This is a genomic window from Nocardioides litoris, assembly GCF_006346315.1.
GTDB lineage: Bacteria > Actinomycetota > Actinomycetes > Propionibacteriales > Nocardioidaceae > Nocardioides > Nocardioides litoris.
The window spans coordinates 44994-66872 of the sequence record NZ_VDMR01000004.1; the positions used below are offsets into that span (position 1 = coordinate 44994).

At 74.4% G+C, this 21879-nt stretch carries 20 protein-coding genes; 9 read left to right on the forward strand and 11 right to left on the reverse strand.

Features of this window, described 5'->3' with window-relative positions; all coding sequences use genetic code 11:
• Position 1 precedes the first annotated feature (1 nt).
• The 5 genes from FJQ57_RS14335 to FJQ57_RS14355 all read left to right on the forward strand — a co-directional run bounded on the left by FJQ57_RS14335 (position 2) and on the right by FJQ57_RS14355 (position 5306).
• Positions 2-811 carry an SDR family NAD(P)-dependent oxidoreductase gene (locus FJQ57_RS14335; RefSeq protein ID WP_139981447.1) on the forward strand — a complete coding sequence of 270 codons (810 nt, stop codon included), beginning with the start codon at positions 2-4 and terminating at the stop codon, positions 809-811.
• A gap of 93 nt (positions 812-904) precedes the next feature.
• Positions 905-2803: a gamma-glutamyltransferase gene (gene ggt, locus FJQ57_RS14340; protein ID WP_139981448.1), complete on the forward strand. Its 1899-nt coding sequence runs from the start codon at positions 905-907 to the stop codon at positions 2801-2803.
• Between the two features lie 226 nt (positions 2804-3029).
• Positions 3030-3698 carry an MSMEG_1061 family FMN-dependent PPOX-type flavoprotein gene (locus FJQ57_RS14345; RefSeq protein ID WP_139981450.1) on the forward strand — a complete coding sequence of 223 codons (669 nt, stop codon included), beginning with the start codon at positions 3030-3032 and terminating at the stop codon, positions 3696-3698.
• Positions 3695-4492, forward strand: coding sequence for a diaminopimelate epimerase (dapF, locus tag FJQ57_RS14350; protein ID WP_139981452.1), 798 nt, complete (start codon positions 3695-3697; stop codon positions 4490-4492). Before FJQ57_RS14345 ends, dapF begins: the two co-directional genes overlap by 4 nt.
• Positions 4493-4529: 37 nt before the next feature.
• Positions 4530-5306 carry an SDR family NAD(P)-dependent oxidoreductase gene (locus tag FJQ57_RS14355; protein ID WP_139981454.1) on the forward strand — a complete coding sequence of 259 codons (777 nt, stop codon included), beginning with the start codon at positions 4530-4532 and terminating at the stop codon, positions 5304-5306.
• 37 nt (positions 5307-5343) lie between these two features.
• Here FJQ57_RS14355 and FJQ57_RS14360 read toward each other — a convergent pair whose 3' ends face one another.
• The 4 genes from FJQ57_RS14360 to FJQ57_RS14375 form a co-directional block, all read right to left on the reverse strand.
• Positions 5344-5991, reverse strand: coding sequence for a vWA domain-containing protein (locus FJQ57_RS14360; RefSeq protein WP_139981456.1), 648 nt, complete (start codon positions 5989-5991; stop codon positions 5344-5346).
• Positions 5988-6374 (reverse strand): hypothetical protein, encoded by a 387-nt coding sequence (locus FJQ57_RS14365; protein WP_139981458.1) that lies wholly within the window; start codon positions 6372-6374, stop codon positions 5988-5990. Before FJQ57_RS14365 ends, FJQ57_RS14360 begins: the two co-directional genes overlap by 4 nt.
• 71 nt (positions 6375-6445) lie before the next feature.
• Entirely contained in the window at positions 6446-7021 is a 576-nt protein-coding gene (locus FJQ57_RS14370) for a nucleoside/nucleotide kinase family protein (protein ID WP_139981460.1), read from the reverse strand.
• Positions 7018-8541, reverse strand: a complete 1524-nt coding sequence (locus FJQ57_RS14375; protein WP_211348940.1) for a fused MFS/spermidine synthase — start codon at positions 8539-8541, stop codon at positions 7018-7020. The genes FJQ57_RS14370 and FJQ57_RS14375 overlap by 4 nt, the downstream gene beginning before the upstream one ends.
• Positions 8542-8672: 131 nt before the next feature.
• Here FJQ57_RS14375 and hflX point away from each other — a divergent pair, with 131 nt between their 5' ends.
• Positions 8673-10154 carry a GTPase HflX gene (gene hflX, locus FJQ57_RS14380; RefSeq protein WP_139981461.1) on the forward strand — a complete coding sequence of 494 codons (1482 nt, stop codon included), beginning with the start codon at positions 8673-8675 and terminating at the stop codon, positions 10152-10154.
• A 66-nt stretch (positions 10155-10220) separates the two neighbouring features.
• Here hflX and FJQ57_RS14385 read toward each other — a convergent pair whose 3' ends face one another.
• The gene (locus tag FJQ57_RS14385; RefSeq protein ID WP_139981463.1) at positions 10221-11201 is read right to left on the reverse strand and encodes a sugar phosphate isomerase/epimerase family protein; all 981 of its coding nucleotides are present in this window, start codon (positions 11199-11201) and stop codon (positions 10221-10223) included.
• A 291-nt stretch (positions 11202-11492) separates the two neighbouring features.
• Between FJQ57_RS14385 and FJQ57_RS14390 the strand changes: the two genes are divergently transcribed.
• Positions 11493-13469 (forward strand): ATP-dependent DNA helicase, encoded by a 1977-nt coding sequence (locus FJQ57_RS14390; RefSeq protein ID WP_246081847.1) that lies wholly within the window; start codon positions 11493-11495, stop codon positions 13467-13469.
• Between the two features lie 140 nt (positions 13470-13609).
• Here the strand turns inward: FJQ57_RS14390 and FJQ57_RS14395 are convergent, their stop codons facing one another.
• The 4 genes from FJQ57_RS14395 to lexA form a co-directional block, all read right to left on the reverse strand.
• Positions 13610-15190 (reverse strand): MXAN_6640 family putative metalloprotease, encoded by a 1581-nt coding sequence (locus tag FJQ57_RS14395; protein ID WP_139981467.1) that lies wholly within the window; start codon positions 15188-15190, stop codon positions 13610-13612.
• 198 nt (positions 15191-15388) lie between these two features.
• The gene (locus tag FJQ57_RS14400; protein WP_139981469.1) at positions 15389-16723 is read right to left on the reverse strand and encodes an alkaline phosphatase family protein; all 1335 of its coding nucleotides are present in this window, start codon (positions 16721-16723) and stop codon (positions 15389-15391) included.
• Complete coding sequence (locus tag FJQ57_RS14405; RefSeq protein ID WP_139981471.1) at positions 16723-18432, reverse strand: alkaline phosphatase D family protein; 1710 nt, start codon at positions 18430-18432, stop codon at positions 16723-16725. Before FJQ57_RS14405 ends, FJQ57_RS14400 begins: the two co-directional genes overlap by 1 nt.
• A gap of 97 nt (positions 18433-18529) precedes the next feature.
• Positions 18530-19300, reverse strand: a complete 771-nt coding sequence (gene lexA / locus FJQ57_RS14410; RefSeq protein ID WP_139981473.1) for a transcriptional repressor LexA — start codon at positions 19298-19300, stop codon at positions 18530-18532.
• Positions 19301-19386: 86 nt separating this feature from the next.
• Here lexA and FJQ57_RS14415 point away from each other — a divergent pair, with 86 nt between their 5' ends.
• Together FJQ57_RS14415 and FJQ57_RS14420 are read left to right on the forward strand one after the other, a co-directional pair.
• Positions 19387-20196, forward strand: a complete 810-nt coding sequence (locus FJQ57_RS14415) for an SDR family NAD(P)-dependent oxidoreductase (protein ID WP_211348941.1) — start codon at positions 19387-19389, stop codon at positions 20194-20196.
• A 148-nt stretch (positions 20197-20344) separates the two neighbouring features.
• Positions 20345-20659 (forward strand): LysM peptidoglycan-binding domain-containing protein, encoded by a 315-nt coding sequence (locus FJQ57_RS14420; RefSeq protein ID WP_139981475.1) that lies wholly within the window; start codon positions 20345-20347, stop codon positions 20657-20659.
• A gap of 190 nt (positions 20660-20849) precedes the next feature.
• Here the strand turns inward: FJQ57_RS14420 and FJQ57_RS14425 are convergent, their stop codons facing one another.
• Together FJQ57_RS14425 and FJQ57_RS14430 are read right to left on the reverse strand one after the other, a co-directional pair.
• On the reverse strand, positions 20850-21395 hold the full coding sequence (locus FJQ57_RS14425; RefSeq protein ID WP_139981477.1) for a hypothetical protein: 546 nt from the start codon (positions 21393-21395) through the stop codon (positions 20850-20852).
• A gap of 111 nt (positions 21396-21506) precedes the next feature.
• Positions 21507-21866 carry a hypothetical protein gene (locus tag FJQ57_RS14430; RefSeq protein WP_139981479.1) on the reverse strand — a complete coding sequence of 120 codons (360 nt, stop codon included), beginning with the start codon at positions 21864-21866 and terminating at the stop codon, positions 21507-21509.
• Positions 21867-21879: the final 13 nt, after the last annotated feature.

Sequence of the window (21879 nt, forward strand, 5' to 3'; positions counted from 1 at the left end):
CGTGGGCCTGCCGACGCCGGCCCCCGACCGCACGGCCCTGGTCACCGGCGCCTCGTCGGGCATCGGGGCCGAGGTCGCCCGGGTGCTGGCCCGGCGCGGGCACGGCGTCACGCTGGTCGCGCGGTCCGTCGACAAGCTCGACGAGCTGGCCGTCGAGCTGCGCGGGCTCGGGGTGCGGGCCGAGGTGCTGCCCGCCGACCTCACCGACCGTGCTGCCCGGGCGGCCCTGCCCGGCCGGGTCGCCGAGCTCGGGCTGGGCGTGGAGGTGCTGGTCAACAACGCCGGCCTGTCCACCCTCGGTCCCGTCGCCGCCTCCGACCCCGAGGCCGAGATGGCCATGGTCGAGCTCGACGTCGTCGCGGTGGTCGACCTGTGCTCGCGGTTCGTGCCCGGCATGGTCGACCGCGGCCGCGGCGCCGTGCTCAACGTCGCCTCCACCGCCGCCTTCCAGCCCCTCCCCGGCCAGGCGGGGTACGCCGCCGGCAAGGTCTTCGTGCTCAGCTACACCCAGAGCCTGGCCGGTGAGCTGCGCGGCTCCGGCGTCACCGCGACGGCCCTGTGCCCCGGACCGGTCGAGACCGGGTTCGGGGCGCGGGCCGGGTTCTCCGACGAGGACGCCAAGGACGCCCTGCCGGAGGTGATGTGGGTGCCGGCCGAGGAGGTGGCGCGGGTCGCGGTCGACGGCCTCGCGCGGGGCCGGCTCGTCGTCGTACCGGGGCGGGTGAACCGGGTCGCGGCCGCGCTCGCCCAGGTCACGCCGCGCTCGCTGCTGCTGCCGGTCCTGGCGCGGAGCCACCCCGGCCTGCGCTGACCCACAGCGTCGCCCCGGCCGTGGGTGGTGCGGACCGTCGGTGGTCGGTGGCAGGGTGCCGGACAGCCACCACCGCTGCCCTCGGGAGCCCCCATGCGTCGTCGCGTCCTCGTCGTCCTGACCACCCTCGCCCTCGGTGGGCCGCTGCTCGCGGTGCCCGCCGGTCCTGCCGTGGCCGCCCCCGCCGACCTGGCCGACCTGGCCGACCTGGCCCGGTCGGCCCCGTCGGCCCCGTCCGCCCCGGCCGCCCGGGCGACGCCGCCGCCCAAGCGCGCGGTGGCCATCGGCCGCGGCGGGGGCGTGACCTCGGTCGACGCCGACGCCTCCCGCATCGGCCTGGCGGTCCTGCGCCGCGGCGGCAACGCCGTCGACGCCGCGGTGGCGACCGCGGCCGCGCTCGGCGTCACCGAGCCCTACAGCGCCGGCGTCGGGGGCGGCGGCTACCTCGTCTTCTACAACGCCCGCACCGGCCGGGTCCGCACCATCGACGGCCGCGAGACCGCCCCGAGCGCGATCCCGCGCGACGCCTTCATCGACCCCGCGACGGGCGAGCCCTACACGTTCACCCCCGACCTGGTGACCAGCGGCGTCTCCGTCGGGGTGCCCGGCACCCCCGACACCTGGCGCACCGCGCTGCGGCGCTGGGGCACCCGGTCGCTGGCCCAGGTGCTCGAGCCCAGTGCCCGGCTGGCCGAGCGGGGGTTCATCGTCGACGACACCTTCCGCTCCCAGACGGCCGACAACGAGGAGCGGTTCTCCGCGATCCGGACCACCCGCCGGTTGTTCCTGCGCGGCGGCGAGCTGCCGCGGGTCGGCTCCCGCTTCCGCAACCCCGCCCTGGCCCGCACCTACCGCGCGCTGGGCCGCAACCCCGCGCTGTTCCGCCGGGGCGCGCTGCCGCGCGAGATCTCCCGCACGGTCCAGCGGCCCCCGGCCGTGCCCGGCACCACCCTGCCCGTGCCGCGCGGCTACCTGCGCCCGCGCGACTTCCGGCGCTACCAGGCCCGGGTCCAGGCTCCCACCCGCACCGCCTACCGCGGGCTCGAGGTCGTCGGCATGGGGCCCTCCGGGAGCGGCGGCACCACCGTCGGCGAGGCCCTCAACATCCTGGAGCCCAGCGGCCTGCGCGGGCTCGACGACGGCGCCTACCTCCACCAGTACCTCGAGGCCAGCGCCCTCGCCTTCGCCGACCGCGGCGCCTACCTCGGCGACCCGCGCTTCGTCGACGTGCCCGTCCGCGACCTGCTCAGCCAGCGCTACGCCGACGAGCGCCGTTGCCTGCTCGACCCCGCCCGCGCCTCGACCAAGCCGCTGGAGGCGGGCGACGTGACGGCGTACGACGGCCGGTGCGGCACGCCGTCGGGTCGCTCCACCTCGCCGGAGGACCACGAGAACGTCTCGACGACCCACCTCACGGTCGCCGACCGCTGGGGCAACGTCGTGGCCTACACGCTCACCATCGAGCAGACCGGCGGGTCCGGCATCGTGGTGCCGGGCCGCGGGTTCCTGCTCAACAACGAGCTCACCGACTTCAGCCTCACCTACGACGCCACCGACCCCAACCGCCTCGCGCCGGGCAAGCGCCCGCGCAGCTCGATGTCGCCGACGATCGTGCTCCGGGGCGGTCGCCCCGTGCTGGCCGTGGGCTCGCCGGGCGGGTCGACGATCATCACCACCGTGCTGCAGGTGCTGCTCAACCGCCTCGAGCGCGGGATGACCCTGCGCCAGGCCGTGGCCGCACCGCGGGCCTCGCAGCGCAACACCGCCACCGTCAGCGCCGAGCCCGGCTTCATCGACCGCTACGGAGCGCTGCTCGAGGGCACCTACGGCCACGACCTCGTCCCCAGCGGCGACGCCTTCACCAGCGCCGCCGAGATCGGGGCCGTCACGGCCATCGAGATCGGCCGCCGCGGCCGCCTCACCGTCGTCGCCGAGCCCACCCGGCGCGGCGGCGGCTCCGCACGGGTGCTCCGTCCCGCGGGCCGCCGCTGACCCGGGTCGGCCAGCGACGTCATCCGGCCTGGTGGGCCCGGCGACCGCCTCGTACGACGTTGCGGGGGTGGCGGGGGGCGCCACCCGTCCTGGTGGGCCCGGCGACCGCCTCCGATGACGCACCCCGGGTTCGGCGGGGGCGTCATCCGCCCTGGTCGCGGGAGCGGCTGGCTCCGATGACGCACGCCCGCCGCCACCGCCGTCCACCCCGGCGTACCGTGGCGCCGTGACCGAGACGACCACCCCCGCCGCGGCGACGGCCCGGGACGGCTGGACCGAGGTCGCCGACCTCGACGCGCTGGTCGGCCTCGTCGGCGAGCCGACGGCCCGGGCCCGCGACAAGGGCCGTCCGCGGCTGCTCGACGTCGACCGGGCGTGGCTGGCCGCGTCGCCGTTCTGCGTGCTGGCCACGGCCGACGGCGACGGCCGGTGCGACGCCTCGCCCAAGGGTGACCCGGCGGGCACGCTGGTCCACGTCCTCGACGACACGACCATCGCGATCGCCGAGCGGCCGGGCAACCGCCGGGTCGACGGCTACCGCAACGTGCTGGCCAACCCCCACGTGGGCCTGCTGTTCCTCATCCCCGGCCGCGGCGACACCCTGCGGGTCAACGGACGTGCCCGGCTGGTCAGCGACGCGCCCTTCTTCGACGACATGGTCGTCCAGGGGCACCGCCCCGTGCTCGCGATGGTGGTCGAGGTCGAGGACGTCTTCTTCCACTGCGCCAAGGCCTTCATGCGCTCCGGCCTGTGGCAGCCCGAGACCTGGGACCCGGAGGGCGTCGTGCCGCGGCGGGCCGTCATCGCCCGCGAGGTCGAGGCGGCCGAGGTGCCGCTGGAGCAGCTCGACGAGTACTACCGGCCTGACAACTACGCCCGCGGGCTCTACGGATGAGCGGCGCCTACCCGTTCTTGAAGGGCCACGGCACCCGCAACGACTTCGTGCTGCTGCCCGACCACGACGGCAGCCTGCACGGCGACCTCGACGCCGACCGGGTGCGGTCGCTGTGCGACCGTCGCGGCGGGATCGGCGGTGACGGCGTCCTCCGCGTCCTGCGTCGCGGTGGGCGCTGGTTCATGGACTACCGCAACGCCGACGGGTCGATCGCCGAGATGTGCGGCAACGGCGTGCGGGTCTTCGGGCTCCACCTGGTGCAGGAGGGGCTGGTCGAGCCGGGCGAGCCGTTCGAGGTCGACACCCGCGACGGCGCCAAGCTGCTCACGGTCGAGGGCGACCAGGTCACGGTCGACATGGGCGTGCCCCGGGTGCTCGGCGCCACCGAGGTCGGCGCGGCCGGGCACACCTGGACCGCAACCCACGTCGACGTCGGCAACCCGCACGCGGTCGCGTTCGTCGACGACCTCGCCGACGCGGGCCCGCTGCTCGACCAGCCGGCGTACGACGCGGAGGTCTATCCCGCGGGCGTCAACGTCGAGTTCGTCGTGCGCCGCGGGCCGGGGCACGTGGCCATGCGGGTGCACGAGCGCGGGTCGGGGGAGACCCAGGCGTGCGGCACCGGGGCGTGCGCGGTGGCCCTGGCCGCCGCGACGGCCGACGGGGCAGCGGCCGAGGCGACCTACCGCGTCGACCAGCCGGGTGGCACCGTCACGATCGCCCGCACCGCCGAGGGGCGGGTGCTGATGACCGGCCCGGCCGAGATCGTCGCCCGGGGCACCACTGACCTCTGACCGTGACACCACTGGTGTCACGGTTATGCTCCGGACCATGGACCTCAGTGGATCTTCTGCCATCGTCACCGGCGGCGCGTCCGGCATCGGCGCCGCCAGCGCCCGCCGCCTCGCCGCCCTCGGCTGCACCGTCGTCGTCGCCGACCTCCAGGCCGAGAAGGGCGAGGCCCTGGCCGAGGAGATCAAGGGTGTCTTCGCCCAGGTCGACGTCACCCAGACCGAGCAGATCGCGGGTGCGGTCGGGGCCGCCGCCGACATCGCCCCGCTGCGCGCGGTCGTCAACTCCGCCGGCATCGGCTGGGCCCAGCGCACCATCGGCCGTGACGGCCAGCTGGAGTCGGCCCACTCGCTCGAGGCCTTCACCAAGGTCGTGCACATCAACCTCATCGGCACCTTCGACATGGTCCGCCAGGCCGCGACCGTGATGAGCCAGAACGAGCCCGACGCCGACGGCTGCCGCGGCGCCATCGTCAACCTGGCCAGCGTCGCCGCCTTCGACGGCCAGATCGGCCAGGCGTCGTACTCCGCGTCGAAGGGCGGTGTGGTCGGCATGACCCTCCCGGTCGCGCGCGACCTGTCGGCCGCCGGCATCCGCCTCAACACCGTGGCCCCCGGCCTCATCGACACCCCGATCTACGGCGAGGGCGAGCAGGCCGAGGAGTTCAAGGCCCGCCTCGGTGCCAACGTGCTCTTCCCCAAGCGCCTCGGCTCCGGCGACGAGCTGGCCTCGATGGTCGTGGAGTGCCTGACCAACTCCTACATGAACGGCGAGACCGTCCGCCTCGACGGCGGCATCCGGATGCCTCCGAAGTGACCCGTCGCCGCTGACCTCCCGCTGGCCCGTCGTGGGTTCACGACGGGTCGGCGAGGTCGCGGCGCTCCGCGGCCGTGTACGCCGGCATCGGCGCGGCGGCGTCGGTCATCCGGGCGGCGCGCATGCTGCGGATCTTCTCGCTCTTGGCGCCCATCGCCTGGCGGCCCTTGCCGCGGGCGTAGGTCATCGACTGCTCGGCCGGCACGCCGAGGGAGGTGCCGACCTCGACCGCGTCCTGGTCGGCGCCCATGTAGAGGAACTGCCAGCCGTACGTCGCGCTCTGCTGCTCCACGAGCGCCTTGACGGCCTGGGCGTGCCACTCGCGGCTGGCGTTCTCGAGGCCGTCGGTCATCACGGCCACGATGACGGTGCCGGGCCGCTCGGCCTCGGGCAGGGCGGCGAGCTCGGCGCCCGCGTCGGTGACCAGCCGGCCCATCGCGTCGTGCAGGGCCGTGCTGCCCCGCGGTGCGAGCACCAGCGGCGGCACGTCGGCGACGTCGAGGCCGGCGTGCACGACGTCGTACCGGTCGTCGAACTGGGCGAGCGTCACCACGCACCGCCCGGGCGCCTCGCGCTGCTCGGCGAGGAACGCGGCGAACCCGCCCTCGATGTCGGACTTGATGGTCTGCATCGAGCCGCTGCGGTCGAGCAGGAAGTACAGGTGGGTCAGCGTCTGGTCGGTCATCGAGATCCCTTCGTCGGGCGGCGCGCCTGGAAGCGCATGGGCGGGGCCGGGCTGGCCGGCGGGGGAGGGGTGCCGGTCTCGGCGTCGTAGCGGGCGCGCTCCACGCCCGCGGCGGTGACCCGCCCGTCCTTGGCGTAGGCGCCGAGCACGGAGGTGCGGGCCAGCCGGGGGCCGACGGCGTTCTCCGAGAGCCCGGCCTTCTGCCCGGCCGCGCGGAGCGAGGAGCCCCGGTGGACCACGGCCTCGGCCAGCGACTCGTCGATCAGGCCGGCCAGTGACTCCGCCGCCGCCCGCAGGTGGGGCAGGGCCTCGTCGGGGGGCAGCCCGGCGGCGTCGTCGAGTGCTCGCCGCACGTCGTCGAAGGCACGGGGGTCGGGGCTCATGCGGCCCACCCTACCCGCACAAACTGCGGATGCGCAACGAGTGCGGCTTTGCACTTGGTGCGGCTGCGGGACTACCCCAGGTCGGGGAGGTCGACGACCCGGTCGGCCCGGGAAGCGGCGGCCTCGACGAGGCGCGCGTTGGCCTCGTCGACCCGCGCGACCCAGGCCCGCGCGTCGTCGGGTGTCTTGCCGAAGCGCACGTGCCGGGCCACCAGCCGCTCGCGGCGCAGGTCGTCGTCGACGCGCAGGTGCCGGACCTCGTCGAGGCAGGCACGCACGGCGTGCCAGCGGGGCTCGTCCAGGAGCAGGTAGTTGCCCTCGGTGACGACCGGGCCGGTCGGCGGCACCCACACCGCGCCGGCCAGCGGCTGCTCGAGGTCGCGCTCGAAGGCGGGCGCGACCACGTCGTCCTCGCCGGCGGCGACCCGGCGCAGGAGGGCGGCGTACCCCGGGGCGTCGAACGTCTCCGGTGCGCCCTTGCGGTCCAGCAGGCCGCGGCGCACCAGCTCGACGTCGGCGTAGTGGAACCCGTCCATCGGCACCACCGCGGCTCCGTGCTCGGCGGCCAGCGCGGCGGCGTACGTCGACTTGCCGACGCCCGGCGCACCGGTCACGCCCAGCAACCGGGGCAGCCGGGGCGGGCTCACGCGGTCGCGACCCGGTAGGGCGTCAGCAGCTGGTCGACCGGCGCGTGGTCGTCGGTGAGCACCTCGGCGTCACCGACGAACGCGTCGAGGTCGTCGCCCTCGGCCACGCCCCACTCGGTCTCGCGCTCGGTGAGCGCCGCGGCCAGTGCCTCCGCGTCGAGGGGGGTGCCGGAGGCGACGGCGACCAGGTTGCCGCCGTCGCCCCGCGGGTCGGCGGCGGGGGAGAGGTCAGCGGGCTCCCCGGTGAGCACCACGTGCGGGAAGACCTCGCGCAGCGTGGCCAGCTCGGCCCGGGCGAAGTCGAGCGGGCCGTAGTCGATGAGGTTGAGCACGTAGACGCCGTCGTCGGCCAGGATCCGGCGCACCTCGCCGACCGCCTCGCGCGTGGTCAGGTGCCAGGGCACGCTCACGCCGCCGAACGCGTCGCCGACGACCACGTCCTGGCTGCCGTCCGCGACCCGGTCGAGCCCGACCCGGCCGTCCTCGACTCGCAGCTCCACGTCGTCGCCCGGCTCGAACCCGAGCCGCTCGCGATCGAGGTCGAGCACGCCGCCGTCGATCTCCGAGACCACCGAGGTGCTGCCGGGGCGCACCTCGCGCAGCCACCGGGGGATCGTCAGGCCGCCGGCGCCGAGGTGGTGGGCGGTGACGGGTCCAGGCGCGGCCTGCGTCTCGATCGCGGAGGCCAGGGCGCGGGTGTAGCGGTACTCCAGGTGGGTCGGGTCGTCGAGGTCGACGAAGGAGTGCGGCTGGCCGTCGAGCACCAGCTCACGGCCCGAGGGCCGCTCGCCGGAGGTGACCACGTCGGCGCAGTGGTACGTCGTCTCGGCGTCGCACCCGCCGGGCCCGGCCACCGCGCCGACCGCGCCGAGGCCCACCACCGCGACCGCCGCGGCGGTCACCCCGCCCACGGTGCGCAGGGTCGCCTCGACCACGACCGCGGCCACCACGAGCAGCACGCCGAGGCCGACCATGATGACGCTGACCGGCACCCGCGAGACGAGCACGAACCCGGTCAGCACCGTGCCCACCACCGCCCCGACGGTGCCGATGCCGCTGAGCCCGCCGACCACGCTCCCGGTCTCGGCGAGCGTGGTCAGCCGCAGCTTGGTCACCACCGGCGTCACCGCCGAGAGCAGCGCCGCCGGCACGAAGATGGTCGCCGCCGCGGCCATGACCAGCAGCGCGCCCTGCGCCACCTCGGCCGACCCCCGCACGAGGAACGGCGTCACCGCGACGGCCACGCCCGACCCGAGCAGCAGCGGCCCGAGCAGCCGGCGCGGGGCCACGGTGTCGGCCAGCTTGCCGCCCCACCACGACCCGGCCGCGATCGAGACCAGCGCCATGCCGATGACGAGCGTGTTGATCTCCAGCGTCAACCCGAGGTACGGCGCCAGCAACCGCAGCGCGACCAGCTCGACGACCAGCACGGCCGCCGAGGAGCCGAAGACGAGCGCGGCGGCCGCCCGCGGTCCGAGGAGGGACGGGTCGGGCGGGGCTGGCTGGTCCGGCTCGCTCACCCGCAGATCATCGCAAGCGGGTGGGCGCCCGCGGCACGCCCGGCGTGTACACAAGTGAGATGAGCTCCACCAGCCGGGCGCGGATGAAAGCCGCTCGTCAACGCGTTGAGCCAGGCATAACCTGGAGGCATATGACGAACGCACAAGCCCGTGACTTCTCCCTCGACGACGAGCTCGAGGAGACCGACGAGTGGCCCGAGGACGACGAGTTCGTCTCCGGCTACGCCGACGAGGACCCCGAGGACGACCCGACCACGGGCGCGATGGACCTGGCCGAGCGCCACCAGCTGCGCCGCGTCGCCGGGCTCCGCACCGAGCTCGAGGACATCACCGAGGTCGAGTACCGCCAGCTCCGCCTGGAGCGCGTCGTGCTCGTCGGCGTCTGGACCGAGGGCACGGTCAAGGACGCCGAGAACTCGATGGCCGAGCTCGCCCTGCTCGCCGAGACCGCCGGTTCGGAGGTCCTGGAGGCGATCTACCAGCGCCGCCAGTCGCCCGACCCCGCGACGTACATCGGTCGTGGCAAGGTCGAGGGCCTGGCCGAGATCGTGGCCGCCACCGGCGCCGACACCGTGATCTGCGACGGCGAGCTGGCCCCCGGCCAGCTGCGCAACCTCGAGGACCGGGTCAAGGTCAAGGTCGTCGACCGGACCGCGCTGATCCTCGACATCTTCGCCCAGCACGCCAAGTCCCGCGAGGGCCAGGCGCAGGTCGAGCTGGCGCAGCTGCAGTACATGAAGCAGCGCCTGCGCGGCTGGGGCGGCAACCTGTCGCGCCAGGCCGGTGGCCGGGTCTCCGGCGGTGAGGGCATCGGTGGTCGCGGTCCCGGTGAGACCAAGATCGAGACCGACCGGCGCCGTATCAACGACAAGATCGCCAAGCTGCGCCGCGAGCTCAAGCACATGAAGGGCACCCGCGACACCAAGCGGGCCGACCGCAAGCGCCGTCAGGTGCCGTCGGTCGCGATCGCCGGCTACACCAACGCCGGCAAGTCCTCGCTGCTCAACCGGCTCACCGACGCCGGCGTGCTCGTCGAGGACGCGCTGTTCGCCACGCTCGACCCGACCACGCGTCGTACGACGACCGCCGACGGGCGGGTCTACACGATGAGCGACACCGTCGGGTTCGTCCGGCACCTGCCGCACCAGCTGATCGAGGCGTTCCGCTCGACGCTGGAGGAGGTGGCCGACGCCGACCTGATCCTGCACGTCGTCGACGGCTCCCACCCCGACCCCGAGGGCCAGCTGTCCGCGGTGCGCGCGGTGCTCGCCGACGTCGACGCCGCCGACGTGCCCGAGCTGGTCGTCATCAACAAGGCCGACGCCGCCGACCCGCTCGTGCTGGCCCGGCTGCGCCAGCACGAGCCGCACTCGGTCGTGGTCAGCGCCAAGACCGGCGCGGGCATCGCCGAGGCGCTCGCGGTCGTCGAGTCCGAGCTGCCCCGCCCGGGCGTGGAGTTCCACGCGCTGCTGCCCTACGAGCGCGGTGACCTGGTCAACCGGCTCCACCAGCACGGCGAGATCGACAGCATGGAGCACACCGCCGACGGCACCGTCGTCCGCGGTCGCGCCAACGCCGACCTGGCCGGCGAGCTGGCGTCGTACGCCGTGTGACGCGCGACGTCCTGCACCGACGACGACGGGGCCCGGGGATCACCCCGGGCCCCGTCGTCGTACGGCTCAGAAGGTCAGGTGGTCCAGGTAGCAGCGGCCGACGGCGGCCGAGGTGAGGGGCGTGACGTCGGGGGTGTCGTTCTCGACGATGTACTCCTCGACCTGGTGGGCCCGGAAGATCCGGGCGAAGTCGACCACGCCCGTGCCGAGGTCGCTCATGTCGCCGGACGTCGCGTCGCGGTCCTTGACGTGGTACTGGCGCACCTTGTGCGGGGCGTCGCGGACCACGTCGATGGCGAACTGGTCGGGGTCGACGGCGCCGGTCTGCACGCCGGCGGTGTAGGCCCAGTAGAGGTCGACCTCGAGGTGGACCAGCTTGGGGTCGAGGCGGTTCATGAACACCTCCCACGGCGTCTTGCCGTTGCTGAGCTTGATCGTGAACTCGTGGGCGTGGTTGTGGTAGCCGTAGGCGATGCCGTAGCGCTTGGCCTGCTGGGCCTCGGCGTTCATCTGGTCGGCCCACCGCTGCCAGTCCGACAGGTTGTTGGAGTTGAGATAGGGCACGTTGATGTACTTCTGGCCCAGGATCGCGGCGTTGCGCAGCTTGGCCTGCAGCGCGGCCGAGTCGGCGCTGATGCCGTCGTGGCTGGAGCTGGTCCAGATGTCGAGGCCCCGGGCGAAGTCGCGCAGCTCGGTGGCGGTGCGGTCGCCGAGCCCGGCGAGCTCGATCCGGCTGTAGCCGTACTGCGCCAGCCGCTTCATCACCAGGTCGAAGCCGGCGCGGGTGCCGGTGGCGGCGCGCAGGGTGTACATCTGGATGCTGATCCGGTCCTGGGGGACCTCGCGCTGGCGGCCCTTGCCCGGCCCCTGGCCGGGCTTGGGGCCCTTGCCGGGCTTGGCCTGAGCGGGCGCGGCGCCCGCGATCGCGGCGAGACCGACGGCGCCTCCGACGCCCGCCGCGGCCCCGCGCAGCACGTGGCGCCGCGAGCTCCCACGCTCCTCGAGCGAGCGCTGCAGCGCTGCGTCACCGTCGTACCCGAAGCACATGTGGTTCTCCTCAGTTCAGGGGTGCACGTCTGGCGTGCGTGGTCGGCCGAGACCCGGCCCACCTCCACTGTGACAGCGCTCACCCCTTCTGTCGAGGTTCGTGCAAAAGATTCCCGGCGACCGGTCCGAAGGGGCGCGGACCTGTCCTCCACAGGCCGCCGCGTCGAGGTCGAGAGGGTCGGGGGCCGCCGTTAAGGTGCTCCGGTGCCCCCGACCGCGACCAGCTCGACGACTGGCTCGACGACCGGCTCGACGACCGGCTCGACGACCGGCTCGAGCACCGTCCGCGAGGTGCTGGGGCGCGCCGTGGAGGCGCTCGGCGGCACCGAGCGCGAGGGCCAGGTGGCGATGGCCGAGGCCGTCGCCGCGGCCATGACCGACGAGCGCCACCTGCTCGTGCAGGCCGGCACGGGCACCGGCAAGTCCCTGGGCTACCTCGTGCCCGCGCTCGTCCACGACCAGCGGGTCGTCGTCGCCACCGCGACCCTCGCCCTGCAGCACCAGCTCGTCGAGCGCGACCTGCCGCGGCTGGTCGAGGCGGTCAAGGACGTCGCCGGGGTCGACACCTCCTTCGCGGTGCTCAAGGGCCGCTCCAACTACGCCTGCCTGCACCGCATCCGCGAGGGCGTGCCCGACGACCAGGGCGTCCTCGTCGACGTGCCGCAGGGCTCGATGGCCAAGACGGTGCTCCAGCTGCGGTCGTGGGCGGAGGAGGAGGCCGAGTCCGGCGGGTCGGGCGAGCGCGACCACGCCCCGCGCCACACCGACCGCGAGTGGCGCCAGGTCAGCGTCGGCCACCGCGACTGCCTCGGCGCGACCAAGTGTCCCTTCGGGCAGGAGTGCTTCGTCGAGCTGGCCCGCGAGAAGGCCCACCGCTCCCACCTCGTCGTCACCAACCACTCGCTGCTGGCCATCGACGCCGTCGAGGGCGTCCCGATGATCCCCGACTACGACGTCGCGGTGGTCGACGAGGCCCACGAGCTCGTCGCCCGGGTCACCCAGGCGGCCACCGACGAGCTCGCCCCCTCCGACGTCGAGCGGGCCGCCCGTCGCTCGCAGCGCCACGTCGAGGGCGCCGAGGCCGACGACCTCGCCGACGCCGCCGACACCCTGCGCGACGCGATGGCCGAGGCCCGGGCCGGTCGCTTCGACCCGGTGCCGACCGAGCTGGCCGACGCCCTCGCGCTGGTGCGCGACGCCGCCCGCGCCTGCCTGTCGGCCTACCCGCGGGCTGAGAAGAGCGAGGGCGGCGGGGCCGGCGAGCCCGACGCGGGGCTCGCCCAGGCCAAGGGATCGGTGCAGGAGGTCTTCACCACCGCCGAGCGGATGGCCGCGGGGTCGACCGCCGACGTGCTCTGGCTCTCCGAGGGTGGGGAGCGGATGCCGCCGCGGCTGCACGTCGCGCCGCTGCAGGTGTGGGGCCAGATGCGCGACAAGCTGCTCACCGACAAGACCGTCGTGCTCACCTCGGCCACGCTCATGCTGGGCGGCGACTTCGACACCATCGCCGGCAGCGTCGGGCTCAAGCCGTCCGAGCGGGTCGCGGGCGAGGTGGAGCGCGACCGCACCGAGACCGTCCTGCCCTGGACCGGACTCGACGTCGGCTCACCGTTCGACTACGCGCGGCAGGGCATCCGCTACGTCGCCCGCCACCTGCCCCCGCCCGGGCGCGACGGGCTCGGCCCGGCCCAGCTGGCCGAGATCACCGAGCTGGTCGACGCCGCCGACGGGCGGGCGCTGGGGCTGTTCTCCAGCCGGCGGGCGGCCGAGGCCGCCGCGGCCCACGTGCGGGCCGAGCTGCCCCACCTGACCACGCTGGCGCAGGGCGACGCCCAGCTCCCCGAGCTGGCCGCCCAGTTCGTCGGCGACCCGCACACGGTGCTGTTCGGCACCCTCTCGCTGTGGCAGGGCCTCGACGTGCCCGGCGACACCTGCCAGCTCGTGCTCATCGACCGCATCCCGTTCCCGCGGCCCGACGACCCACTGATGAGCGCCCGGCAGAAGGCCGCCGACGCCGCCGGCGGCAACGGGTTCATGCAGGTCGCGGCCACCCACGCCGCCCTGCTGCTCGCCCAGGGTGCAGGCCGGCTGATCCGCACGACGTCCGACCGCGGGGTCGTCGCCGTCCTCGACCCGCGGTTGGCGACCGCGCGCTACGGCAGCTTCCTGCTCAGCAGCCTGCCGCCGATGTGGACCACGACCGACCCGGCCGTGGTCCGCAAGGCGCTGGCGCGGCTCGCCGCCTCCGCCGCCTCCGAGGCCCGCTGAGCCGGGCGTCGACCGACGCCCGCGCCCGCGCCGCCGGCGGTGGGCCCCCGGGACGTCCTACGAGCTGGTTGCCGGCGCCGCCGGGTCGGATGACGCTCCCGCCGCTGCCGCCGTCCCCGCCGCCTGCGGCCGGGGGACGCTCAGCGCACCGCCGTGGCGCGCAGCGACACCTGGCGGCCGTCGTCGAGCGGCGTGCCGCTGCAGGAGTAGCTCGGCAGCCGGTTGGAGGTGTAGCACCGGAACCGGCCGCTGCCGTTGACGAGGGTCACCTCGACCGAGCGGACCCGGCGTCCGCTGAACGGCACGGTCCGGGTCGCGCGGCCGGCCTTGCCCGCCTTGAGGTACATGGTCGAGACCTGGCCCGAGCGCGTGGTGGTCGTGATCGCGGCCTGTCCACCCCGCCCGCGCGGGCCGAGCTGCATGACCAGGCGCAGCTTCCAGCGCTTGGCGGGGACGTTGCGCGGCCGCAGCCGGACGGTCGCGGTGGTGAGGTGGTCCAGGCGCAGGGTGCGGGTGGCCGGGCTGCGCGGCCCCACCCGCAGGTCGCCCGCCAGGGGCGCCCGGGGGTAGCCGCCGGCCCGCCCCTCGGCGTACGACACCTGGGGGCGGCGGTTGGCGACGGCGTACGCCGCGAGCATCTTCTTGCCGCTGGCGCCGCGGGCCTTCAGGGCCCGGTCGACGGCCTGCCAGGAGTAGGTGCTCGGGCTGCCGGCGCGCTGCACCATCTCGAGGACGACGGCCGGGAGACCGCCCCGCTCGGCGCGGTAGCGCTCGGTGAGGAAGCGGAAGAACGACCAGGTGCCGTAGTGGAAGCCGCTGTCGGCGAAGGTGTCGAGCGGGGTGCGGGGACGGCGCAGCTGGCTGGCCCGGAGGTACTGCCGGTTGTCGTCGACGCCGTCGTACAGCTCGTCCTCGGCCCAGGTCGCGGTCGCCTCGAGGAACCACGGGTCCTCGAAGCGGTCGTAGGCGTACTGGACGGCGTGGTAGTACTCGTGGGCCGCGGTGACCTGCAGGTTGGCCAGCGGGCTGCCGCGGAACCCGGCGTAGTCGTTGTCGAGGGCGCAGTAGGCCCAGCGAGCGGGGTCGGTGCGGCTCTGTGACGGGTCGTCGGAGGTGCAGTAGCCGTAGAAGCCGTTGCCGATGTCGCCGAGGTAGACGTCGAGCCGACTGTCACCGCCGCGCGTGCCGTCGGACTTCGGCTCGCGGTAGCCGGCGCGCAGATAGGTGTCGTGGACCTGCGTCAGGGTGTCGAGCACCGTGTCGACCCAGGCGCGGGACGACCGGTGGCGGCCGCTCGCGACCCAGTGCACGCAGATGTCGGTGGAGCAGACCGGGGTCTGCTCGGGCACGTCGTAGCGGAGGATGTCGGCCTGGCCGGGGTTGGTCGGCCGGGCCAGCAGGGCGTCGGCGGCCGCTCGGTCGTCGCCCTCGAGCGCGGGACGGGTGTTGGCCACCTCGAGCAGCGCCATGGTGAGGTCGGTCGTCTCCGCGGCGTCGGGTTCGGCGACCGCCTCCTCGACGGTCTCGACCGCCTCCAGGGCCTCCTGCACGGTCGGCTCCGCCACGTCCTGGACGACGTCGGTGACCGGGCTCAGCGGCGCCGTCGGGGTGGCGTCGTCGGCCCGGGCCGGGACGGCGAGCGCCGAGACGACCAGCGCCGCGGTCGCGGCGAGGGCGCTGAGCCCGAGCAGGCGCGGACGGGTGGGCACGGGGGAGGGCATCGGTTCTCCGGACGAGACGGCGACGGCGGGCGGGTGCTGCACGAGCCCGGCCACGGTAACCCGGCCACCTGAGCGTCGCTGCTTCCCGGCCGCGGCCGGCGGGGAGGCGACGAACCTGAGGGTTCGTCGACGAAGGTTCGTCGACGAACCCTGAGATTCACCACTTAAGTGGTGATTCTCAGCCCCCGACCGGCCCCGTCAGACGCGCGCCTTGCCGTCCCACCCGCCGCGCGGCCGGCCGCGGACGCCGAAGAAGCTGGCCACGGTCGGGGCGACGTCGACGGTCTGTGCGACGGCCGACGAGGCCGCCCGGTGCTTCAGGCGCGGGTGGCCGCCGTTGACGAAGAACGGGATCGGTCGGGTGGCGGGGTGGCCGTGGTTGCCCGGGATGGGGTTGCTCGTCAACGGGTCCGGGTCGCTGAAGCGCCACCCGGCCCGGCAGAACACCACGACCTCGCCCGCCTCGGGCCCCAGCCGCAGCCACCGCGTCCGTCGGTCGTGCGCCGACAGGACGCCCGGCTCGGCCTTGGCGATCCGCAGCATCCGGCGCACGGCCTCCTCGCGCTGGCGGGTTGCGCCGGTCCAGTAGAGGAGGTCGGCGCCGCCGTTGTCGGCGATCTGCACCTTGCCGCGCAGGAACGGGTCGTCGTCGAGCGGGCCGGCGAGGCTGATGACCGACGTCGGGGTCGACCAGTCCATCGAGTGGTCGGCCAGCACCAGGACCATGGAGTCCTTCCAGGTGCCGCGGTCCTTGAGCATCTGCACGAACCGGCCGACGTAGGCATCGGTCTTGAGCAGCGCGAGGCGGCGCAGCACCTTCGCGCCGAGCGGGCCGGTGACGTCGGTGTGGCCGTAGCGGTCGATGTCGCCGAGGTTGACGAACATCAGGTGCGGGTCGACGTCCTCGACCATCTGCATCGCGGCGTTGATGGTGAACTCGTCGGGCGCGTGGCCCGAGACCGGGATGATCGGCGCCGGCTCCCACCGCGCGGTGGCCCGGGCGCCGAAGATGCCGTAGAGGTACTCCTTGCTCAGCACCGTCCCGGTGCGCAGCCCCCGCCGGTTGAGCCGCTGGATGATCGTGTCGGCGCGCAGGTCCGAGGGCCGGTCGAGGTCGCGGACGTCGCGCAGCCGGCGGTCGTAGATCGCGTTGGCCGGCACGCCCGAGCGGTCGGGCCGCACGCCGGTCATCATCATCACGTGGTTGGGGATCGTCTCCATGATCGGCATCGACTGCGCCCGCCGCCACCGCTGGCCGGTCACCATGAGCTCGAACAGGTGCGGCGTCTGGCCGCCCGTCACCTCCTCGGGCAGGCAGCCGTCGACCACGAGCACGTAGACCCGTCGCCGCTCGCGGCGCGCCGGCGCCGCCTCGGCCAGCCCGCCCGAGGCGGTGGCCAGCCCGGCCGCGGCCGAGAAGGCCACGCCGCCCCCGGCCTTGAGCAACGTACGACGGCCCGTGGCCAGCTCGGCCCGCCCGGCGTCGTACGGCGTGGGCGTGCCGGGCTCGTGCCGGTCACCACACCCGCACATCAGGACTGGCCCGGCTTCTGGCGGTGGAGCGGCACGAAGGCCTCCTTGACGAGGTTGGTCGACGCGAGCGTCACGAACGAGCGGCTCCAGCGGATCGAGGTGCCGCGGTCGGCCCGGTCCCCGATGACGAACCAGTCCATCTGGGCCCGCTTGGCGTTGAGGTCGAGCACCGAGTACCCGTGGTCGTCGAAGTTGAGGTACTTGATGTGCCGGTTGTTGGCCAGGATGGTCTGCTCGACCGCGGTGCTGGTCGTGTGGGCCGGGGTGCCGGTGATGTCCTTGAGGTTGTTCGACGTCACCGAGGTGCACACGAACTCGACCGCGCCGGTGCCGCCGAGCGGGTAGTTGCCGGCGTCGTAGGGCACCTCGGCGGCCCACCCGGAGTGGATGTCGCCGGTGACGAACAGCGCGTTCTGCACGTGGTGGTCCTTGATGTGGCGCAGCACCTCGGCCCGGTCGGCGGTGTAGCCGTCCCACTGGTCGACGTTGTAGGGCACGCCGTCCGCCGGCAGCAGCCCGGTGACCTCGTTGACCGCGCCGACGATCGCCGACGGCAGCTGGGCGAAGGTGACGGGTGAGATCATCACCGGGTTGCCGATGACCTTCCAGAACGGCGCGGGCCGCGACAGCGACTGCTTGAGCCAGCGCATCTGCGCGTCGCCGGTGATGGTGGCGGCGGGGTCGTTGATCTCGCGTGCCGCCGTCGGCCCGCTCGGCTGCCGGGTCCGGTAGGTGCGCAGGTCGAGCATGCTGATCTCGGCCAGCCGACCGAACGTGAGCCGGCGGAAGAGCCGGTCGCCGTCGCCAAGCCGTGCGGTGCCGTCCATCCGCACCGGCATCCACTCGTCGTATGCGCGGTGGGCGCGGGCCCGGCGACGGAGGTAGTCGCCCTCGGCCGCCTGGTGGTTCTCCGCGCCGCCGCGCCACTGGTCGTTGGTGACCTCGTGGTCGTCCCAGGTGATCACCCACGGGTACTTCGCGTGCAGCGCCTGCAGGTCGGGATCGGTCTTGTACTGCGCGTGGCGGCGGCGGTGGTCCTCGAGCGAGACCATCTCGCGGGCCGGGTCGTGGCGGCGGATGTCGCGGTCGGACTGGCCGTAGCCGTACTCGCCCGGTGCGTACTCGTAGAGGTAGTCGCCCAGGTGCAGCACGGCGTGCAGGTCGTTGCGCGCGGCCAGGCCGCGGTAGGCCGCGAAGTAGCCCGCCTGCCAGTTGGTGCACGACACGACCCCGAAGCGCAGGTTGGTCGGGCGGGCCTTGGCTGCCGGGGCGGTGCGGGTGCGGCCGACGCGGCTGCGGGCGCCGCGATAGGTGAAGCGGTAGTAGTACCAGGTGGCCGGCTTCAGCCCGGTCACGTCGAGCTTGACGGTATGGTCGCGGTGGGCGCCGGTGACCACCTGGCCGCGGCGGACGACGCGACGGAAGTCCTTGCGGGTCGAGACCTCCCACCGCACGCGTGCCGCGGGCCCCGTGCCGGAGCCCGGGGTGGCGGCCGCGGTCGGGGTCACCCGGGTCCACAGCACGACCCGGTCGGGCATCGGGTCGCCGGAAGCGACGCCGTGGCGGAAGAAGCGGGCGCCCGCTCCAGCGGCGTCGGCCGGCGTCGCGTCGACGGTCGTGGCGAGGGTGGTGAGGGCAGCGCCGGCCGAGCCGGTCGCGAGGACCGTACGGCGGCGTACGCCGGTGGTGGCGCCGGTGGTGGTGGTCACGCCAGGCCCAACGAGCCGGACCGCGCCGGGTGATGCCCCGGTCGGTCCGGTCGCCGACTGTTCACCCGGAGTACGCCGGAGCCGTGACCTGGGTCGCTCAGACCTTGCGGAGCACCGCGGTGACGACGCCGAGGATCGTGGCGTGGGTGCCGTCGATGGGGTCGAAGGCGGGGTTGTGGGGCAGCAGCCAGACCTGGCCGTCCTTGCGCTGCAGGGTCTTGACCGTCGCCTCGCCGTCGATCATGGCCGCCACGATCTCGCCGTTGCTGGCGGTCTGCTCCTGCCGGACCACGACGTAGTCGCCGTCGCAGATCGCGGCCTCGATCATCGACTCCCCGGAGACCTCGAGCAGGAACAGCTGGCCGTCGCCGACCAGCTGCTGCGGCAGCGGGAAGACGGCCTCGAGGTTCTGCTCGGCCAGGATCGGCCCACCGGCGGCGATGCGGCCGAGCAGGGGCACGTTGACCGGGGGCACGGCGACGTCACCGATGCCGGTCTCGTCGTAGGAGGTCTCCTCGGCGCTGCTGATCGAGCGTCGGGCCGCCATCACCTCGGGCAGGAACACCTCGAGCGCGCGCGGCCGGTTGGGGTCGCGCTTGAGGTAGCCCTTCTGCTCCAGCACGCGCAGCTGGTGGGCCACGCTCGAGGTGCTGGTGAGCCCCACCGCCTCGCCGATCTCGCGCATGCTGGGCGGGTAGCCCCGGTGCTCGATGCTGTCCTTGATGTGCGAGAGCACGCGCTGCTGGCGCGGCGTCAGGCCGGTGGCGTCGGCCGGGCCGTCGGGCAGCTCGCTGACCTTGCTGCTCGCCTTGCTGCTGGCCTTGCTGCTGGCCTGGCGGGGGGCGCGGGTGCGGGGCGTGTCTGGCATGCGAGCAGGGTCGCACCACCCGCCGACGATTTCAAACACCTGTTCGAACCGCGTGTCGCGGGAGCCCCCACTGCCACGATGGCCCGGTGAGCTCCTCCACCTCCCGCACCTCCGCCGTCGTGACCGGCGCCGCCCGTGGCATCGGCCGCGCCGTCGCGGTCCGGCTCCTCGCCGCCGGCCACGACGTCGTCGTGACCGACCTCGACCCCGACGCGGTGGCCGCGACCGCCGCCGAGATCGGCGCCACCGGCGTCGCGCAGGACGTGCGCGACCCCGGGTCCCACCGCGCGGTCGCCGCCGCGGCCGTGGCGCGTGCGCCGCTGGGCGTCTGGGTCAACAACGCCGGCGTCGGCTTCGACGGCGACCTGGCCGAGCTCCCCGACGAGCAGGTCCGGGCGCTGGTGGAGGTCAACCTCCTGGGCACGCTGTGGGGCATGCGCGCCGCGCTGGCGGCGTACGCCGCGGCCCCGGGCGGGCGCGGCGAGGTCGTCAACGTCGCCTCGCTCTCCGGCCTCGGGCCGGTGCCGGGCCTGTCGGTGTACGCCGCCACCAAGGCCGCGGTCGTGTCGATCACGACCTCGGTGGCGCTCGAGGCACCCGAGGGGGTCGGGGTGCACGCGGTGCTGCCCGACGGGGTGGCAACGCCGATGGTCGAGGCCATGCACGGCGGCACGGGGCAGCGGCTGGTCGAGTCCGGCGGACGGCTGCTCACGACCGAGGAGATCGCCGAGGCCGTGCTCGGGCTGGTCGGCTCGCGCCGGGTGCTGCGCACCGTCCCGGGCTGGCGCGGGGCCGCGATGCGAGCCGGCGCGCTCGTGCCCTCGGCCGCCGGCCCGGCGATGGCGCTGTTCGAGGCGCAGGGTCGCAGGCGGGCGCAGCGGCGCTCGACGTCGTAGAACACATGTTCGCCTAGGGGGTTGCGCTCGTTCGAACACCTGATCTAGTCTCGCTCATGTGTTCGAACCGGCTGAGGCCGGACCCGTTCTGTCGGTGGTCACCACTAGACATCGGGATCGACCGCTCCACTTCCCCAGGAGGCACCTCATGAGCACCGCCACGCACGTCCCCGTCTACCGGCTGACCCGCCGCGGCCGCATCGTGGTGTTCCTGCTCGCCGTCCTGCTCCTCGCCGCCGCGGCGCTCGCGCTGGCCGGCGGTTCGGTCGCCACGAGCGAGGCCGAGGCCACCGAGACCGTCGTGGTGCTGCCGGGCGACACCCTGTGGTCCATCGCCAGCGACGTCGTCTCCGACCAGGGCGGCCGCGACGTGCGCGACACCGTCGACCACCTGGTGCAGCTCAACGACCTCGACACCAAGGTCCTCGCAGCCGGCCAGCACCTCGAGGTGCCCGCCGCCTGACCCACCGACTTCGTCCGCCGCCTCGACCCCGGCGGGCGAAACACCAAGGGACCGCCGGGTGCGGAGCTGAGGGAAGACAGCTCTCGCCCGGCGGTCTCGGCGTTCCCGGGCTCGCCCACGGTGGTCGAGGAGGGCCGCCTGGCGGCCCCTCGCGGGACCACGCGACCGCAGCCGCTCAATAGGGCCTGACCTACAGGTCGGACCACCAGGCGCGCAGCTCCGACAGGTCGGTCAGGTCCCGCGGGTCCTCGCCGGCGGCGGTGACGACCACGACCGCACCGATGGTCAGCACCACGGCCACGACGAGCAGCACCGCCAGCAGCACGAGGTAGTCCTGCCACGGCGCGCGCCCGGTCTGCAGCGTCACGTGCGCCCGGTGCTTGGCCCGGGCCGACCGCGCCGCCGCGGCGGCACTGCCGGACCGCACGGTCGCGGTCCAGCCGCACGCACACCCGACGTAGCGCGACCAGCGTCGGCCGTGCGCCGTGGCGGCACTGACCGAGCGCGGGTGCCGGTAGCGGGCCGCCGCCCGGGGGCGCAGCCTCGCCGAGGGCGACTGCCGCGGGTGCGCCTGGAGCAGGTGGTCGAGCCGCTCCCGGGCGGCCTCGGCCAGTGCGAGCGGCTCGCGGTCGCCGTACGCCGTGCCCTGCCAGCCGCAGTCGCACGAGCACGTCGCGTGGAAGCCGTCGCGGTCGACGATCGCCGCGGTCACGCTCACGTCGTACTTGGTCGACACGGGGCACCTCCGCCGGGGGCGACCGCGGCGCCTCGTCGCGCCTGGTCAGCGGCAGGATAGGACGCCGTACGCGCGCCCGTCAGCAGTTCGTCGCCGCGGTCTTGCGCAGCATCAGCGCGCCGCTCGCCGCCCGCCGGGCGGCGGGGGAGGGGCGTCGCCGTCCTCGGACGGGTCCGGGGCCTGCGACGGCGGGGGTCCGGTCAGGCCGACCACCCGGCTGATCCGGGCGATGAGGACCAGGGCGAGGAACAGGCAGACCACGGCTCCGAGGGCGGCGACGAGCAGGAACCACCACGCCGTCTCGTCGCCGTTGCGGGCCGAGCTGCCGAAGTCGATGGCCGCCCACACCAAGTAGCCCCAGGCCACGAACGAGGCGGTCACGCCGAGCGCGAGCACCAGCAAGACCGGCCGGAACCGGCGCTTCGGGCGCGACCCGGCCCGCTTGCCCGCCGATCGCTTGCCCGCTGCCACGGGCCCATCATCG

Bases quoted from the DNA above. Each gene is read 5' to 3' on its own strand.
- FJQ57_RS14385 (WP_139981463.1), bottom strand. From the start codon at position 11,201: ATGTGCTTCGGGTACGACGGTGACGCAGCGCTGCAGCGCTCGCTCGAG.
- FJQ57_RS14360 (WP_139981456.1), bottom strand. From the start codon at position 5,991: ATGACCGACCAGACGCTGACCCACCTGTACTTCCTGCTCGACCGCAGC.
- FJQ57_RS14420 (WP_139981475.1), top strand. From the start codon at position 20,345: ATGAGCACCGCCACGCACGTCCCCGTCTACCGGCTGACCCGCCGCGGC.
- FJQ57_RS14395 (WP_139981467.1), bottom strand. From the start codon at position 15,190: ATGCCCTCCCCCGTGCCCACCCGTCCGCGCCTGCTCGGGCTCAGCGCC.
- lexA (WP_139981473.1), bottom strand. From the start codon at position 19,300: ATGCCAGACACGCCCCGCACCCGCGCCCCCCGCCAGGCCAGCAGCAAG.
- FJQ57_RS14400 (WP_139981469.1), bottom strand. From the start codon at position 16,723: ATGTGCGGGTGTGGTGACCGGCACGAGCCCGGCACGCCCACGCCGTAC.
- hflX (WP_139981461.1), top strand. From the start codon at position 8,673: ATGACGAACGCACAAGCCCGTGACTTCTCCCTCGACGACGAGCTCGAG.
- dapF (WP_139981452.1), top strand. From the start codon at position 3,695: ATGAGCGGCGCCTACCCGTTCTTGAAGGGCCACGGCACCCGCAACGAC.
- FJQ57_RS14355 (WP_139981454.1), top strand. From the start codon at position 4,530: ATGGACCTCAGTGGATCTTCTGCCATCGTCACCGGCGGCGCGTCCGGC.
- ggt (WP_139981448.1), top strand. From the start codon at position 905: ATGCGTCGTCGCGTCCTCGTCGTCCTGACCACCCTCGCCCTCGGTGGG.
- FJQ57_RS14365 (WP_139981458.1), bottom strand. From the start codon at position 6,374: ATGAGCCCCGACCCCCGTGCCTTCGACGACGTGCGGCGAGCACTCGAC.